Here is a 16,003-nt window from a genome sequence, read left to right as displayed (position 1 = left end):
CGTCCTGTCTGGACGCCGCAATGGAGAACGCCATGGATCCCAGCACCGCACTGTTCCAGCAACACCGTCCGCGCCTGTTCGGCCTGGCCTACCGCATGCTGGGCACGCCCAGCGATGCCGAAGACGTGCTGCACGATGCCTGGCTGCGCTGGCACGAGCAGGACACCGACGCACTGGACGATCCGGAGGCGTGGCTGGTCACCGTGACCACGCGCATCGCACTGGATCGCCTGCGTCGTGCCAAGACCGAACGCGCACACTACCCCGGCCCCTGGCTGCCCGAGCCGCTGGCGCCGGACGCCGAACAGCCCGAGGTCGAACTCGAGCGTGGCGAGACGATCACCCTCTCCTTCCTGCTGCTGCTCGAACGCCTGAGCCCGGAGGAGCGCGCCGCGTTTCTCCTGCACGAAGTGTTCGATTACAGCCACGCCGAGGCGGCGGCGATCCTGGGCATTGCCGAGGATGCCTGCCGCCAGCGCGTGCACAGGGCCAAGGCGCGCCTGCGCGAAGGACGGCCGCGCTTCAGCGTGGACGCCATGGCGCAGCGGCGCATGCTGGAGCGCTTCGTAGCCGCCATGGCCCAGCCCAACATGGAGGCGCTGCGCGCGCTGTTCGCCGAGGACGCGATCCAGATCAGCGATGGCGGCGGCGTGGTCCGTGCCACCCTGCGGCCGCTCTACGGCGCCGAACGGCTGGCCCGCCTCTATCTGCAGATCGCCCGCAACCTCGGTCGCTACCCTGCACGCTATGAAATGGCGACCCTTAACGGCGCACCGGCATTGCTGATGTGGGTGGGTGGTGCGTTGAGCTCCGTCATATGGGTCGAATGCGACGGCGAGCGCATCACGGCGATGCACGGGCTGCGCCATCCCGGCAAGCTGGCGCGCCTGCTGGCTGTCACGAAATCGGCAGGACCGGCGTCCTTGCATTGAAACGGCCAATCCCGGCCGTCCTCAAAGCTTAAGGAACCTTCCCATGTCGCGTTTCGCTCTCGAACCCCACTATCAAGCCATGATGCCGCTGGTCACCCTCGGCAAGAACATCCGCACCGCTGGCCGCCTGGAACCGGCCCTGATGGAGCTGGTGTTGATGCGTGCCTCGCAGATCAACGGCTGTGCTTACTGCCTGGACATGCACAGCAAGGATGCCCGCGCCGCTGGCGAAACCGAGCAGCGCCTGTACGTACTGCCTGCCTGGCGCGAGACCGCGCTGTTCAGCGAGCGCGAACGCATCGCCTTGGCCTGGACCGAGGAATTGACTGAGCTGACCTCACACGAGGCGGTCTCCGATGCGCTTTACGAACAGGCCCGCCAGCACTTCGACGAAGATGCACTGGTCGACCTGACCTTGCTGGTCGGCGTGATCAACAGCTTCAACCGGCTCAACATCGCTGCGCGCACCATCGGTGGCAGCTACAAGGTCGGCAAGCACGGCTGAGGGGCGGCCATGGCAACCGTCCGTCTGTACCGCCACCCCCGCTGCGCCCGATGTGCCCGCTTCGCGCGGTGGCATCGCCGGCTGGACTGGCTGCACCGCTTCGAGGATTCCACGGGCGTTTCGCCCGTGGGTCCGATGCGTCTTGGCGAAGTCGTGGTGCAGGACCTGCGCCGCGGCACGACGCTGCGCGGCGCCGCGGGGTTCACCTTGCTGTGCCGGCAGATCCCTGCCTACTGGCCGCTATTGCCGTTATTGCGAGTTCCCGCGCTGCGGCGCCGCGTCGAACGCGAGTTCTGCGGCTGCGCCGGTGCCGCTTGCGCACTGGACTGACGTCCGAACCGGCTGGATCGCACTCGTATGGCCTTCGGCACCGTACGATTCCGCCGGTTCGGACGATCGCCGATGCCCGCGTTCCCCATGCTGGCCGCCCCGACAACCCGACCCGGCAGACCACCATGGCCTTGCGCTTGCTGAAAACCACCCTCGTCATCCTGTTCGTCTTCCTGCTTGCCGCCGCCATCTGGATCGGCACCGTCGGCAAGAATCTGTTCCACACTGCTACCGGCTCGATCAGCCACTCGCTGTGCGCCACCGCATTCCTGTCAAAGCTCGACCCCGGACGCACGTTCGCCGAGGAGCAACTGCCGCTGATGCGCAGCATCGGCGGGGCGATCCACTACGAGGTGGACCACGCCAGGCGCGAAGTGCGCACCTCGGTATTCGGCGACTTCACCGCGCGGGCGGTGTATCGCGAAGGACTCGGCTGCCTGCTTGTACACGGCGACAACGCGGTACCCGAAGCGGCCGGCTTCAAGCCTGCCCCGATCGCCGGCAGCTACCCGGCGAACATCGTCGAACCGGCCGACCCGGCGATCCGCCGCGCGCTCGATCGCGCCTTCGCCGAACCCGACCCGGCCCATCCGCGGTTGACCAAGGCTGTGGTGGTGGTGCACGACGGCCAGCTGATCGCCGAGCGCTACGCTCCGGGCTACGGAACGGATACGCCGATCTGGGGACACTCCCTATCGAAGTCGGTCACCAGCGCGCTGATCGGCATCCTGGTGCGCCAGGGCAAGCTGCAGCTGGGCCAGCCGGCCCCGATCGCCGCTTGGCGCTCGCCGGCCGACCCGCATCACACCATCACCATCGACCAGCTGCTGCGCATGGACAGCGGCCTGCCGTTCGACGAAACCGACGACGGGATCAGCCCGATGACCCGCATGCAGTTCCTCGAGCGCGACATGGCCGGGTATGCGGCGCGGATGCCGCTGGCACACCGGCCCGGCACCGCCTGGGGCTACAGCAATCTCGGCTACGTGCTGGCCTCGCGCATCGTCCGCGATGCGGCCGGCGGCAGCGCTGTCGACGCCGAACGCTTCGTGCGGCGCGAACTGTTTGCACCGCTGGGCATGCGCAGCGCAGTGATCGAGACCGACGCCACCGGCACGCCGATCGGTTCGGGCAGCGTCTATGCTTCGGCCCGCGACTTCGCCCGGTTCGGCCAGCTCTATCTCGACGACGGCGTCGTCGACGGTCGGCGCATCCTGCCCGAAGGCTGGGTCGACTACAGCCGCTCGCAGACGTTGGACACCGGCTACGGCGCCGGCTTCTGGACCAATCTGGTGAACAGCAGCCGCGTGCCGGTGTGGAACGCGCCATGGGGCATGCCGCAGTTGCCGAAAGACATGTACTACGCACGCGGTGCGCTGGGGCAATACGTGGTGATCGTGCCGTCAGAGCACCTGGTGGTGGTGCGCATGGGCATCTCGCTCGACTACGGTACCGGCATCGAGGACCTGGTCGCCGCGGTCATCGACGCCCTGCATCATCGGCCGGCGCGGGCATGACCGCCGGCTGCCGCGATGCGCCCAGCTTGCGGTAGCTGCTGGGCGTCTCGCCCACCTGCCGCTTGAACGCGGCATTGAAAGTGGACTTCGAGGTGAAGCCGCAGTCGTAGGCGATGTCGAGGATAGTGCGCGTATCGCCGCGATCGGCCAGGCGCGCGCGCACTGCCTCGACCCGGAGGCGGTTGATGTAATCCCAGAACGTACCGCCGAAGCGCCGGTTGATCACCGCCGACACCAGGTATTCGGGGTAACCGCTGCGCTTCGCCACCTGCCCGATGGTGAGCGCCGGTTCGCGATAGAGCGCATCGCCGCCCAGCATCAGCTGCGCCAGCCGCGTCTCCACCGCGGGGAAACGCGCGTCGTCAGGATCCGTCGTCTCAGGCCGCTCCGCTTCCTCGACCAGTGCGACCGGTTCGCTCGCCACTGGCGCCTGGTTCAGGCTGAGCCACCCCATCACGCACACCCACGCGGCTATCGCGCCGAACAGCAGGCGGTAGTCGATGCCCGGCAGCGTTGCCAGCCACTGCGTGATGGCGATGATCCAGATGACGACCTGGCAAGCTGCCATCACGTCGATCCAGCGCAGCGACATGCGGTCGGCATCCGAGCGGCGCTCGCGCAGCCGGCGGCGATAGCGGTGCACACGCATCAGCGCGGCCGCCACGTACGACAAGCTGTAGGCGAACAGAGGAACGTCGAACCACGAGCCTATGGTTTTTTCGCCCGCCACCCAGCGCGCCGACAGCGCCTGCATCTGCTGGTCGCTCATCAGCAGCACATGCGCATTCAGTGCCAGCATCACGCCGAAGCCGAGCAGGTGAACGCCATCGCGCAGGCGAAACGCCCGGGCCTCGATCAGCGCACGCACATAGACGTAGAACAAGCTGCCGTAGAGGAACGGAAACAGTGCAACAAAGCGGTACGCCCTGAACCACTCCGGCGACAACGAGTTCCAGTACACCGCCTTGACCAGCAGATCCACGCCGGTCAGCGCGACCCACACCGACAGCACCCGGTTCGCCTCGGTGTTGACCGGCCGCCGCCACAACGCCAGCGCCAGCAGCACGGCTTGCACCGCAGCGGCGATGTAGACGAATACCCAGAACACGTAGGCCTGGTTGGGGATCACCTGTGATGGCATCGACGAATTCCGGCGGTCGCTTGGTTATGGCCGGAAGCCTAGCCGCTTGATCCGTGTCGATCCAACAAAAAAAGCCGCGAAGCGACCGCGGCTTTCAGGACATCGGAGGGCAGCCCGTGTCCCCGGTCAGGCCGCGAGGCGCTTCACGATCGCGTCGGCAAAGCTGCTCGTGCTGCCCTTGCCACCCAGGTCCGGCGTCACGCTGTCGCGATCGTTCGTCATGGTGTCGCGGATCGCCTGACGCAAGCGGTCACCCTTGGCCACCATGTCCAGATAGTCGAGCATGTCGGCAGCAGCCAGCAGCAGCGCGCATGGATTGGCGATGCCCTTGCCCGCAATATCCGGCGCCGAACCGTGCACCGCTTCGAAGATGGCCGCCGTGGTGCCGATGTTGTCGCCCGGCGCCAGACCCAGGCCGCCGACCAGGCCGGCGCACAGGTCGGACAGGATGTCGCCGAACAGATTGGTGGTGACGATCACGTCGAACTGCTGCGGGTTCATCACCAGCTGCATGCAGGTGTTGTCCACGATCATCTCGTTGAACTCGATCTGCGGGTATTCCTTCGCAATCTCGCGCGCCACATTGAGGAACAGCCCGGAGCTGGTCTTGAGGATGTTCGCCTTGTGCACCGCGGTGACTTTCCTGCGTCCCTTCTTCACTGCCAGCTCGAACGCGTAGCGCACGATGCGGGTGCCGCCCGTGCGGGTATTGCGGATCATCGAGATGGCGGTCTCGCCATCCTCGGACAGCGTCTGCCCTTCGGAAAGGTACGCACCTTCGGTGTTCTCGCGCACCGTGATGATGTCGATGTTTTCGTAACGCGACTTGGTGCCGGGAAAACTCACCGCTGGGCGTACATTCGCGTACAGATCGAAATGCCGGCGCAAGGTCACATTGATCGAGGTGAAGCCTTCGCCGATCGGGGTGGTCAACGGACCTTTCAGTGCCACCTTGTGTTCGGCAATCTTGTCCAACGTCGCCTGCGGGAGCAGCTCGCCGTGTTTTTCCAGCGCGGCCATGCCGGCATCGACAAAGTCGTAGCTCAGACCGCAATCCAGCGCGTCGAGCACGCGCAGCGTGGCAGTCATGATCTCCGGGCCGATGCCGTCGCCGGGGATCACGGCAATTGTCTTGCTCATGGGGGAACTCCTGATAACTGAAACTGACAAGCGGCAAGTGCAGAGGGGGAGCGCCAAATAAAACCGGGCACGTGCCGAAACTTGTCAATTATCCCCGATGCTACGCCATGCGAACAGGGCGAAGGCCTCGCCAGCCGTTGCAAATACTCGTACGCAGCATTGCAAAAAACCGCAGACGTTCGCGCCAGAGGGACGCTCGTCTGCGGCTATTTCGTCGACGTGGCCAGCTTCAAATTGGATCGATGCCGACGTGATCGGCGCAGGCGGCCGTATCGTTGCCGGCACCCGATTCGAGCTGGTCGAGCAGATCCACCGCCCGGCGCAGATGCGGGATCACGATCGACCCGCCCACCACCAGACCCACACTGAATACCTCGAAGAACGCATCGCGCTCGACACCGGCGTCCTTGCACTGCGCGACGTGATAGCTGATGCAGTCATCGCAGCGCAGCACCAGCGAGGCGACCAGGCCGAGCATCTCCTTGGTCTTCACGTCCAGCGCGCCGGCCTTGTAGGTCTGCGTGTCCAGCGCGAAGAAGCGCCGCACCACCTGATTGTCTTCGGCCAGAATGCGTTCGTTCATGCGCTGGCGGAACGCGGTGAATTCGGCGAGCTTGTCGCTCATGCAGTCTGCCCCAGCAACTGCGTCAACTTGCCGCTGCGGTCGGCCGCGACCAGATCGTCGTAGCCCCCCAAGAACTGGTCGTTGATGAAGATCTGCGGCACGGTGCGGTGTCCGCCGCTGCGCGCCAGCATCGCGTCGCGCTGGGCCGGATCGGTATCCACGCGTACCTCGCTCCACTCCAGTCCCTTCGATTTGAGCAGGTTCTTGGCCGCCACGCAGTAAGGGCACACCGCCGTGGAATAGACCTCGATCTTGGACATCACAACACTCCGCACTTTAGGGAAAGGACCGCCATCAAATGGGGCCGGACCGACACCAGCTCAAGCGGCCCGGCCAGACTGAACCGAAGCGGCGAACCACGGTCACAGTGCTATTGTCTCCCACCGATGACCATGACACCACGACGACCCGCTCCGCGTCTGCTGACGGCCCTGATCTGCGCCGCACTGGCCTGCACCGCCGGCGCCCAGCAGGACGTGCGGCTGCCGGACCTTGGAAGCTCCGCGAACGCGCTGATCTCGCCGCAGGAAGCGCAGGATTACGGCGCCTCGATGCTGCGCCAGATGCGCGCGCTCGACATGGTGGTAGACGATCCGTTGCTGGACGACTACATCAACGATCTCGGCTTTCGCCTGGTCGCCCATTGCGACAAGCCGAAAGACCACTACGCGTTCATCGTGGTCAAGGATCCGGAGATCAACGCATTCGCGGCACCCGGCGGATATATCGCGGTGAATTCCGGGCTGCTCACGATCACCCAGGACGAAAGCGAGCTGGCCGGCGTGATGGCGCACGAGATCGGCCACATTACGCAAAACCACTTGCAGCGTGCGTTCGAGGACTCGAAGAAGGATGCGCCGTTGATGGCGCTGGTCCTGCTGGGCGCCATTGCCGCCGGTGCCGGCGGCCACAGCGGCGATGCGCCGATGGCGGTGCTCGCTGGCGGTCAGGGCCTGATCGCGCAGAAGTCGATCAATTTCACCCGCAAGGACGAGGTCGAAGCCGACCGCGTCGGCATCCAGACGCTGGCCAATGCCGGTTTCGACCCGAACGCGATGGCCAATTTTTTCGAGCGCATGGAAGACGCCATGAGCGCCGGCGCCGGTGGCGAGGACGTGCCGGCCCTGCTGCAGACCCACCCGGTGACGACCATGCGCATCAGCGACGCCAAGGCGCGCGCTGGCGCGCTGATCGCTGCGCAGAAGCTGCGCCCGTCCGGCTCTACCATGGACAAACTGCAGTGGGAAAAGAGCACGGCGCCGATGTTGTTCGTGAAAGACCCCAGCGCACTGATACCGGCAGCAAAAGACGGCAAGCTGGATACCTATGCGCTGATGCGCGAACGTGTGCGCGTGCTGGCCGGCGATGCCCCCAAGCTGGCCATCTACTACAGCTCCAGCCTGCAGCACCAGCGTGGCTTCGACACACCGGCGAACCGCTATGGCTATGCGCTGGCGCTCACCCGCAGCGGCCGCGGCGCGCAGGCGATCGACCAGCTGCAGCCCTTGCTGCAGTCCGCGCCGGACACCCTGATCCTGAAGCTGGCGCTGGCCGATGCCCGCCTGCAGGCCGGCCAGCGGGGTGCCGCGCTGGCCCTCTACAACACGCTCAATACACAGTCGCCGCGCAACCGCGCGGTAGCGCTTGCTTACGCCAAGGCACTGACCGTCGAGGGCGACAAGGAGCAGGCGCGCCAAGCCGCCAATCTGCTGCGGCCGCTGCTGGACAATGCCAGCGAGCCGGAAATCTACAGCACCTATGCCCGCGCTAGCGACAAGGCCGGTGACAGCGTGCGCGCCGGCGAGGCCTTTGCGGATGCCAGCTACTACTCCGGCCGCCCGTTCGACGCGATGGAGCAGCTCAAGCGCCTGCTCAAGCGAGACGACCTGGATTACTACGCCCGTGTGCGCATCCAGGCGCGCATCGCCGAACTGACTCCGCTGGTGCTGGAGCTGCACAAGCGCAAGATCCAGACCGACGACAACCCCGACGGCAAGCAACAACTGCAGCCGCACGACCATTGCAGCGGGCGGCTGTGCTTCGGCGTCAGCGCCGGCCCGGCCGGCACGGACTCCGGCGCAACGCCATTCGACGCCTACCCGCATCAGTGAGCATCGAACCGGTCACACTGACCCGTGTCATCGACGCGTAACATTCATCCGTTGCAATATCCCCGTCATAAGCCATTGGCAGACCACGGCGTGCACAAACGCATTCTGATCGTTGAAGACGAGACCTCGATTCGCGAAATGATCGCCTTTGCCCTGCGCAAGGCCGGCATGGACGCGATGCAGGCGGCAGATGCCCGTGCAGCCCAGTTGGCGATCGCCGAGCAAGTGCCCGACCTGATTCTGCTGGACTGGATGCTTCCCGGCACCAGCGGGTTGGAACTGGCCCGGCGCCTGCGCAAGGAAGAGCTCAGCCGCGAGATCCCGATCATCATGCTGACCGCGCGTGGCGAGGAAATGGATCGCGTCAATGGACTGGAAGCCGGTGTCGACGATTACGTGGTCAAGCCGTTTTCGACCCGCGAGCTGATCGCACGGATCAAGGCCGTGCTGCGGCGCAGTCACGGCGACGATGGCTCCGGCATGGTCGAGGCCGGCACCTTGCGCATCGACGGCCCGGCGCACCGCGTGTTTGCCGGCGATGAACCGGTGCCGATCGGGCCGACCGAATACCGCCTGCTGTATTTCTTCATGACCCATGCCGAGCGCGTCTATTCGCGCACGCAACTGCTCGACCATGTCTGGGGCGGCAGCGTGTACGTGGAGGAGCGCACCGTCGACGTGCACATTCGGCGCCTGCGCAAGACGCTGGAACCGTGGAAGCTCGACGATCTGGTGCAGACCGTGCGCGGCACCGGCTACCGCTTCTCGACCAGCGTCTGATCCGGCCGGTGTGCTTGCGGTGGCGCCGGCTTTTACCGATGCTGGCGCCTTGCCCTCCAAGCGCTGCGGCGCCACACCCGAATGACCCAGCCTGCAACGTCTTCCTGGAAATTGCCTGCTGCCCTCGCGGCCGCCGTGTTCGTCGGCGCCGTATTGGGCTGGTTCGCCGGGGGGCATGTCGCCACAGGCGTTGCGCTGGTCGCACTGGCCGAAGTCGTCTTGCTGCTGACTCGGATCCGTCATCAAACGCTGCCCATGATGCCCGCACCGGCTGCCGTCAGCCCTCTCCAGCATGACCGTTTCATGACGCGTTCCCGACGCCTTGCCGCCAATCTGCGCGATCTGCGCAACGCCGCCAGCCAGTTGCCGGATGCGGTGGTGCTGATCGACCAGCAACAACAGATACGCTGGTTCAACCACGCCGCCGAAAGCCTGTTGGGGCTGCGCCGGCCACAGGACCGCGGCGTGTTGCTGCAGCAGCGGATGGCCGACTCCGAATTGGCCGGCTGGTTGCGCGATGGTGCGCTGGAGCCGCTCAACGACGCGACCGCACCTGGGCAGGCGGACAGCCAGCTCAATGTCAGCATGCTGCCGTTCGGCGACCACGAACAATTGCTGCTGGCGCGCGACATCAGCCATCTGAACCGGCTCGAACAGATCCGCCGCGACTTCGTGGCGAATGTCTCGCACGAATTGCGCACGCCGCTGACGGTGATCCACGGCTATCTCGAACTGATCGATCCCGAAGACGTACCCGAACTGGCGCCGGTGCTGGGCGAGATGCGCGCGCAGTCAAAACGCATGGGCCAGATCGTCGAGGACCTGCTGACCTTGTCGCGGCTGGAAACCCAGCATCAGATCGCCGATGAACGGGTGCCGATGGCGTCGCTGCTGGCGACGGTGCGCAAGGAAGCCGATGCGCTCAGTCAGGGGCGTCACCGTATCCTGCTCGAATCCAGCGCCGAGGCGGACCTGCTCGGTTCGCCGAAGGACTTGCACAGCGCGCTGTCCAACCTGGTCAGCAACGCGGTGCGCTACACGCCGGCCGGCGGCACTATCACGATCCGCTGGCAGCGCGAACCCGGCGGCGCGGTGTATTCGGTCAGCGATACCGGCTTCGGCATCCCGGCCACGCATCTGGCCCGGCTTACCGAACGTTTCTACCGGATATCTTCCAGCCGATCGCGCGACAGTGGCGGCACCGGGCTGGGGCTGTCGATCGTCAAGCATGTGCTCAACCTGCATCAGGCGCAGTTGCAGATCGAGAGTGCGCCGGGTGTCGGCTCCACCTTCGCCTGCCATTTCGGTCATGCACGCTTGCTGACTCCCGGTGGCAGTGACGACGGCTAAGACCCGCGACGGCGTTTCCTTGGCGGGCGCCATGGGCCAGAATGAGGCATGCATCATCCATCGCCTGCCCTGCCCAGCGAACCCGACCTGAGTGCCCCGGGCCTCTACCTCAGCCGCGAGCTGGCCGCGCTGGAATTCAACTTCCGCGTACTGGCGATGGCGCGCGACCCCGCCGTACCGCTGCTGGAACGGTTGCGCTACCTCAGCATCGTGGCCAACAACCTCGATGAATTCTTCGAGGTGCGGGTGGCGATGCTCAAACACCATCATGCCTACGGCTCGGCCGCACCGGGACCGGACGGCATTCCCTCCGGCGAATTGCTGGCGCGGATACGCACCCGGGTGCTGGACCTGGTCGCCGAGCAATATGCCGCCTGGCAGGAACAGATCAGCCCGCAGCTCGATGCCGAGCAGATTCACATCCTCACCCGCAAGCGCTGGACGCCGCGCCAGCGCCGCTGGCTGCAGGGTTACTTCGAACACGAAGTGCTGCCTGTGCTCTCGCCGCTGGGACTGGATCCGGCGCATCCGTTTCCGCGCATCCTCAACAAGACGCTGAATATCGCGGTGGTGCTGAAGGGCCGCGACGCGTTCGGGCACGAAGGCCATATGGCGCTGGTACGCGCGCCGCGTTCGCTGCCGCGCATCATCCGCGTGCCGGCCGAAGTCAGCGGCCCGGGCGAGCATTTCGTGTTCCTGGCCGAACTGCTGCAGGCGTTCGTCGACCTGATGTTTCCCGGCCTCAAGGTGGTCGGTTCGTACCAGTTCCGGGTCACCCGCAACAGCGAGCTGATCGTCGAGGAAGCCGAGGTGGAGAACCTCGCGCTTGCGCTCAGCGAAGAATTGATCGGTCGCGGCTACGCGAGGCCGGTGCGGCTGGAAATCGCCAACGATTGCCCGAAGGCGATCACCGCCATGCTGATCGAGAACTTCCAACTGGAAGAAACCGACGTGTATCGCTGCGACGGACCGGTCAACATCATCCGTGCCGGGCTGATCTACGACTGGCTGGATCGGCCGGAGCTGAAGTTCCCCCGTTTCAATTCGCAGCTGCCTCCGGCGCTGGAAAGCAACCGCAACAAGTTCGACCTGATCGGCCAGCGCGACGTGCTGCTGCACCATCCCTACCAGAGCTTCGCCGCGGTGATCGATCTGCTGCGCCAGGCCACCGCCGATCCGCAGGTGCTGGCGATCAAGCAGACCTTGTATCGCGCTGGCGAGGACACCCCGCTGGTCGGGCTGCTGGTGGAGGCGGCCCGCAACGGCAAGGACGTCACCGTGGTGATCGAGCTGCGCGCGCGTTTCGACGAAGAGGCCAATATCCGCCTCGCCACCCGGCTGCAGGAGGCCGGCGTGCAAGTGGTCTACGGCGTGGTCGGCTACAAGACCCACGCCAAGATGATGCTGATCGTGCGACGGGAGGGCGAGACGCTGCGCCGCTACGTGCATCTGTCCACCGGCAATTACCACCAGGCCAACAGTCGCATGTATACCGACATCGGCCTGATGACGGCGAACCCCGAGATCGGCGAGGACCTGCACAAAGTCTTCCAGCAGTTGTCCGGGCTCGGGCCGATGATCGAGCTGAAGCGGCTGCTGCATTCGCCGTTTACGCTGTACCCGAGCGTGCTCGCCAAGATCGAGCGCGAGATCGCGCACGCCAAGGCCGGGCGGCCCGCGCGCATCGTGGCCAAGCTCAATGCGCTGAACGAGGCCCACGTGATCGAGGCGTTGTACCGCGCCTCGCAGACAGGCGTGGAGATCGACCTGATCGTGCGCGGCGCATGTACGTTGCGCCCCGGTCTGCCTGGCATCTCCGAGCGCATCCGCGTGCGCTCGATCGTCGGCCGTTTTCTCGAACACAGCCGCGTGTACTGGTTTGCCAACGACGGTGACGCGGAACTGTATTGCGCCAGCGCCGACTGGATGGAGCGCAACCTGATGCGACGGATCGAGGTGGCCTTCCCCATCCTCGATCCCGAGCTGGCCGCACGGGTATTCGAGGAAACCCTGGCCAACGGGCTGGCCGACAACACCCAGGCCTGGCTGCTCGGCAGCGACGGCCGCTACGTGCACGCGGAGCCTGGCGAGAATCCACCGTACAACGCCCAGCAAGGCCTGCTCGACAGGTTCTGCCAGTGAGCCGGCTTCGCATCCGCCTCACGCACCCATGCGAGAATTCGCGCTTCGTCGTTGCGGGAGCGTGGGAGTGAGTCCAGCCGAACAGACACCGATCCGCGATGGCGAGCTGATCGCCGCCGTGGACATGGGCTCGAACAGCTTCCACATGGTGGTGGCGCGCATGGAACACGGCGAACCGCGGGTGATCGACCGCCTGCGCGACACCGTGCGTCTGGCCGCCGGCCTGCGCGCCGACGGCACGCTGGACGCCGAACGGCGCGCCCGTGCCATGGCCTGCCTCGCCCGTTTCGGCCAGCGCATCGCCGGGCTGCCCTCGATCCGGGTGCGCGCGGTGGCCACCAATACCGTGCGCCGGCTGGCCTCGCCGCACGTGTTTCTGACCGCCGCGGAGGCCGCGCTGGGGCATCCGGTCGAGGTGGTATCCGGCCGCGAGGAAGGCCGCCTGATCTTTCTTGGCGCCGCCCACGACCTGCCCGCCTCGCGCGAACCGCGGCTGGTGATCGACGTCGGCGGCGGCAGCACCGAATTCATCATCGGCCGCGGCGTAGCCCCACTCCACACCGAAAGCGTTCAAGCCGGCTGCATCGCCTCGACCTTGCGTTTCTTCCCGGGCGGCAAGCTCACCCGCAAACGCTGGCAGCGCGCGCGCAGTGAAATCGGTGTGTTGCTGCAGCAGTTTGCCGAGGACTACCGCGAATCCGGCTGGCAGGATGCGTACGGCTCCTCCGGCACCGCCAAGTCGATCGGCGCGGTCGTGCAGGCGATGAATTTTTCCGACGACGGCATCACCCCTGCATCGCTCGCTGCGCTGCGCGACGCGCTGATCGAGCAGGGTTCGATCAGTACGCTCAAGCTGCCTGGCCTGATCGAGGATCGCGCGCCGGTGATCGCCGGTGGCGTGGTGATCTTTGAAGCGGCCTTCGCCGCACTGGGCATCGAGCGGCTGCGCGTGTGCGAAAGCTCGATGCGCGAAGGCCTGCTGTGGGATCTGCTCGGCCGCGCCGGCGGCAGCGATCCGCGCACCGCCAGCATCGACGCCTTGGCCACCCGCTACGGCGTGGACCGTGCCCAGGCGCGCCGGGTGGAATCGACGGCTCTGATGCTGTTCGACCAGGTCGCGCGCGCGTGGAAGCTGGACGCCGACGCCCGCGAGTGGTTGTCGTGGGCTTCGCGTGTGCATGAAATCGGCCTCGCCATCGCGCACAGCCAGCATCACCATCACGGCGCCTACATCCTGCGCCATGCCGACCTGGCCGGCTTCTCGCGACAGGAACAGGAGCTGCTGGCCGCGGTAGTCGAAATGCACCGACGCAAACCGGACAAGACGAGGGTAGCCACACTGCCGCAGCGCTACCGCCAGCTGGTCCGCTATACCACCGCGCTGCTGCGCCTGGCTGTGCTGTTCCGGCGTGCCCGTCGGGCCGAGTCGCTGCCGCAGATGCGGCTCGCCGCCAGCAGCAAATCGTTGCGCCTGACCCTGCCGCTGGCCTGGCTGGAGCAGCATCCACTCACCGAGGCCGACCTGCAGCAGGAGCAGGCGCCGATGACCGAGCTGGGCCTGAAGCTGGATATCAGCAGCAGCTGATGGCACCGCTGATCGCGCCAAGCCGGCAAACCAGGCCACGTCGCGGCCGCGTATCATGCGCGGACGCCCAAACTGTTTGACGCCCATGTTGAAATCCCTACTCGCCACGCTGCTCCTGATCCTGCCGCTGACGCTGACGGCACAAACCGCCAAGCCGGCGCCGCCAGCCGCCGCTGCCGCCACACCGCCGCCGCAGGTGCTGCTACGCACCTCGCAGGGCGAGATCACGCTGGAGCTGTACCCGGACAAGGCGCCGAAAAGCGTGGCGAATTTCCTGCAATACGTGCGCGACGGCTTTTACGACGGCACCTTGTTGCACCGGGCTATTCCCGGCTATCTGGTGCAGGGCGGCCTGTATACGCGCGACCTGCAGCCAAGGCGTACGCGACCGGCCGTGTCCAGCGAGGCGGACAACGGCTTGTCCAATCTGCGCGGCACTGTAGCGGTCGCCCGCGGTGCCGACCCGAATTCCGGCACTGCGCAATTCTTCTTCAACCTGGTCGACAATCGCCGGCTCGATTTCGTCGGCAACCAGAGCGGCCTGACCTGGGGCTATGCCGTGTTCGGCAAAGTGATCAAGGGCATGGACGTGGTCGACAAGATCGCTGCTCTGCCTACCCGCGCGCTGGGTCCATTCGCTGGTGACGTACCCGATCCACTGGTGCTGATCGAAAGTGCCCACGTCGTCGGCGAGGAAACTCCGACCCCGGCCAGCAGCACGGCAACACCTCCCAAGGCCGCACCGGCGCCCGCCAAACCGGCGACCAAAAAGGTCAGAAAAGCGGCCAAACCCGCCGGCAACGGTTGATCGTCCCTATGTCCACCCTGTTCATCTCCGACCTGCACCTGGATCCCAGCCGGCCGCGTATCACCGAGCTGTTCGAGAACTATCTGGCCAGCAACGAGGTTCGTCACGCCGACGCGCTATACATCCTGGGCGATCTGGTCGAGGCATGGCTAGGTGATGACGACGACGCCGAACTGCCGCAACGCATTGCGGCCGCCACTCGCGCCGTGCGCGACGCCGGCGTGCCGGTGTATTTCATGGTCGGCAATCGCGACTTCCTGCTGGGTCAGGCGTTCGCCGAACGTGCCGGCATGACCCTGCTCGACGACGGCACCGTGCACGAGATCCAGGGGCGCCCGACCCTGCTCATGCATGGCGACGTGCTGTGCACCGATGACGTCGCCTACCAGGCCGTGCGCCGGCAGGTACGCAACCCCGAATGGCAGAAGCAGATCCTGTCGATGCCGCTGGAAGCGCGCCGCACGTTCGCCGCGAAGGCGCGTGAAGACAGCAAAGCGCATACCGGCAGCACCATGGAAAGCATCATGGACGTGAACGGGGATGCAGTGGCCCAGGCCATGCGCAAGGCCGGCGTGACGCGGCTGATTCATGGCCATACGCACCGGCCGGCGGTACATGCGTTCATGCTGGATGGAAAAGCAGCCGAGCGGATCGTACTGGGAGACTGGTATGAGCAGGGATCGGTGTTGCGGGTAGGCGACGACGGCGCTGAATTGCGCGGACTGGCGGTCGGATAGCGCACATCGCGCCATGCTCCAGGGTTGACCGCTACGCCTAGCAAGGTTGGCATGACGCACCTGCTCTGGCTGTGGCGCTCCGTTCGAACTGCGCTCACCGCCCATACACGTATCAGGCTGTAAGACGTGTCGCGTCCGTGATCGACGGCTACGAGCCAGTCGGGCGCACTGGTGCATGTGCGTATCGATGAAACGCGTTTCCGCGACCCGGATCGACCTGCTGAACTATCTGCGCCGCAAGGTGAACTAAGCGGAGGGCCCGGCGGCGTGGCCCGCCGGTTCACGCCACGAAAGTTTGCC

Annotated in this window: 15 protein-coding genes; 11 read left to right on the top strand and 4 right to left on the bottom strand. The window is 65.8% G+C overall.

Annotated elements, in window-relative coordinates:
• Positions 1–32: 32 nt before the first annotated feature.
• The 4 genes from sigJ (at position 33) to BUA26_RS09635 (ending at position 3,284) form a co-directional block, all read left to right on the top strand.
• The gene (gene sigJ, locus BUA26_RS09650) at positions 33–932 is read left to right on the top strand and encodes an RNA polymerase sigma factor SigJ (RefSeq protein ID WP_072761516.1); all 900 of its coding nucleotides are present in this window, start codon (positions 33–35) and stop codon (positions 930–932) included.
• Positions 933–975: 43 nt separating this feature from the next.
• Positions 976–1,437: a carboxymuconolactone decarboxylase family protein gene (locus BUA26_RS09645; protein WP_072760282.1), complete on the top strand. Its 462-nt coding sequence runs from the start codon at positions 976–978 to the stop codon at positions 1,435–1,437.
• 9 nt (positions 1,438–1,446) lie between these two features.
• On the top strand, positions 1,447–1,767 hold the full coding sequence (locus BUA26_RS20110; RefSeq protein ID WP_143154245.1) for a thiol-disulfide oxidoreductase DCC family protein: 321 nt from the start codon (positions 1,447–1,449) through the stop codon (positions 1,765–1,767).
• 125 nt (positions 1,768–1,892) lie between these two features.
• Positions 1,893–3,284, top strand: coding sequence for a serine hydrolase domain-containing protein (locus BUA26_RS09635; RefSeq protein WP_072760278.1), 1,392 nt, complete (start codon positions 1,893–1,895; stop codon positions 3,282–3,284).
• Here the strand turns inward: BUA26_RS09635 and BUA26_RS09630 are convergent.
• From BUA26_RS09630 to grxC, 4 genes are all read right to left on the bottom strand, one after another.
• On the bottom strand, positions 3,247–4,425 hold the full coding sequence (locus BUA26_RS09630; protein WP_072760276.1) for a helix-turn-helix domain-containing protein: 1,179 nt from the start codon (positions 4,423–4,425) through the stop codon (positions 3,247–3,249). The two genes, BUA26_RS09635 and BUA26_RS09630, sit on opposite strands and share 38 nt — an antisense overlap.
• 126 nt (positions 4,426–4,551) lie before the next feature.
• On the bottom strand, positions 4,552–5,565 hold the full coding sequence (locus BUA26_RS09625; RefSeq protein WP_072760274.1) for an isocitrate dehydrogenase: 1,014 nt from the start codon (positions 5,563–5,565) through the stop codon (positions 4,552–4,554).
• Positions 5,566–5,794: 229 nt separating this feature from the next.
• Entirely contained in the window at positions 5,795–6,190 is a 396-nt protein-coding gene (locus BUA26_RS09620) for a carboxymuconolactone decarboxylase family protein (RefSeq protein WP_072760272.1), read from the bottom strand.
• A complete protein-coding gene (gene grxC, locus BUA26_RS09615) occupies positions 6,187–6,450 on the bottom strand; it encodes a glutaredoxin 3 (RefSeq protein WP_072760270.1) in 264 nt (87 codons plus the stop codon). Before grxC ends, BUA26_RS09620 begins: the two co-directional genes overlap by 4 nt.
• A 126-nt stretch (positions 6,451–6,576) precedes the next feature.
• On the opposite strand from grxC, the gene BUA26_RS09610 reads away from it, so the two are divergent.
• The 7 genes from BUA26_RS09610 to BUA26_RS09580 all read left to right on the top strand — a co-directional run bounded on the left by BUA26_RS09610 (position 6,577) and on the right by BUA26_RS09580 (position 15,703).
• Entirely contained in the window at positions 6,577–8,301 is a 1,725-nt protein-coding gene (locus BUA26_RS09610) for a M48 family metalloprotease (RefSeq protein ID WP_083572966.1), read from the top strand.
• 90 nt (positions 8,302–8,391) lie between these two features.
• Positions 8,392–9,081, top strand: coding sequence for a phosphate regulon transcriptional regulator PhoB (gene phoB, locus BUA26_RS09605; protein ID WP_072761515.1), 690 nt, complete (start codon positions 8,392–8,394; stop codon positions 9,079–9,081).
• A gap of 255 nt (positions 9,082–9,336) precedes the next feature.
• Complete coding sequence (phoR, locus tag BUA26_RS09600) at positions 9,337–10,431, top strand: phosphate regulon sensor histidine kinase PhoR (RefSeq protein ID WP_255368371.1); 1,095 nt, start codon at positions 9,337–9,339, stop codon at positions 10,429–10,431.
• Positions 10,432–10,479: 48 nt separating this feature from the next.
• Positions 10,480–12,573 (top strand): polyphosphate kinase 1, encoded by a 2,094-nt coding sequence (gene ppk1 / locus BUA26_RS09595; protein WP_072760266.1) that lies wholly within the window; start codon positions 10,480–10,482, stop codon positions 12,571–12,573.
• A 67-nt stretch (positions 12,574–12,640) separates the two neighbouring features.
• Entirely contained in the window at positions 12,641–14,158 is a 1,518-nt protein-coding gene (locus BUA26_RS09590) for a Ppx/GppA phosphatase family protein (RefSeq protein WP_072760265.1), read from the top strand.
• Between the two features lie 85 nt (positions 14,159–14,243).
• Entirely contained in the window at positions 14,244–14,966 is a 723-nt protein-coding gene (locus BUA26_RS09585; RefSeq protein WP_072760263.1) for a peptidylprolyl isomerase, read from the top strand.
• A gap of 8 nt (positions 14,967–14,974) precedes the next feature.
• A complete protein-coding gene (locus BUA26_RS09580; protein ID WP_072760261.1) occupies positions 14,975–15,703 on the top strand; it encodes a UDP-2,3-diacylglucosamine diphosphatase in 729 nt (242 codons plus the stop codon).
• The last annotated feature ends 300 nt before the right edge of the window (positions 15,704–16,003 follow it).

Source organism: Rhodanobacter sp. OK091 (genome assembly GCF_900142825.1).
In the GTDB taxonomy this organism is placed as follows: Bacteria; Pseudomonadota; Gammaproteobacteria; order Xanthomonadales; family Rhodanobacteraceae; genus Rhodanobacter.
This window is presented reverse-complemented; position numbering and strand designations above follow the sequence as displayed.

Coding starts and splice junctions, on each gene's coding strand:
- BUA26_RS09630 (WP_072760276.1), bottom strand. CDS start 4,425: ATGCCATCACAGGTGATCCCCAACCAGGCCTACGTGTTCTGGGTATTC.
- ppk1 (WP_072760266.1), top strand. CDS start 10,480: ATGCATCATCCATCGCCTGCCCTGCCCAGCGAACCCGACCTGAGTGCC.
- sigJ (WP_072761516.1), top strand. CDS start 33: ATGGATCCCAGCACCGCACTGTTCCAGCAACACCGTCCGCGCCTGTTC.
- BUA26_RS09625 (WP_072760274.1), bottom strand. CDS start 5,565: ATGAGCAAGACAATTGCCGTGATCCCCGGCGACGGCATCGGCCCGGAG.
- grxC (WP_072760270.1), bottom strand. CDS start 6,450: ATGTCCAAGATCGAGGTCTATTCCACGGCGGTGTGCCCTTACTGCGTG.
- BUA26_RS09585 (WP_072760263.1), top strand. CDS start 14,244: ATGTTGAAATCCCTACTCGCCACGCTGCTCCTGATCCTGCCGCTGACG.
- BUA26_RS09635 (WP_072760278.1), top strand. CDS start 1,893: ATGGCCTTGCGCTTGCTGAAAACCACCCTCGTCATCCTGTTCGTCTTC.
- BUA26_RS09580 (WP_072760261.1), top strand. CDS start 14,975: ATGTCCACCCTGTTCATCTCCGACCTGCACCTGGATCCCAGCCGGCCG.
- phoR (WP_255368371.1), top strand. CDS start 9,337: ATGATGCCCGCACCGGCTGCCGTCAGCCCTCTCCAGCATGACCGTTTC.
- BUA26_RS09645 (WP_072760282.1), top strand. CDS start 976: ATGTCGCGTTTCGCTCTCGAACCCCACTATCAAGCCATGATGCCGCTG.
- BUA26_RS09620 (WP_072760272.1), bottom strand. CDS start 6,190: ATGAGCGACAAGCTCGCCGAATTCACCGCGTTCCGCCAGCGCATGAAC.
- BUA26_RS20110 (WP_143154245.1), top strand. CDS start 1,447: ATGGCAACCGTCCGTCTGTACCGCCACCCCCGCTGCGCCCGATGTGCC.
- BUA26_RS09610 (WP_083572966.1), top strand. CDS start 6,577: ATGACCATGACACCACGACGACCCGCTCCGCGTCTGCTGACGGCCCTG.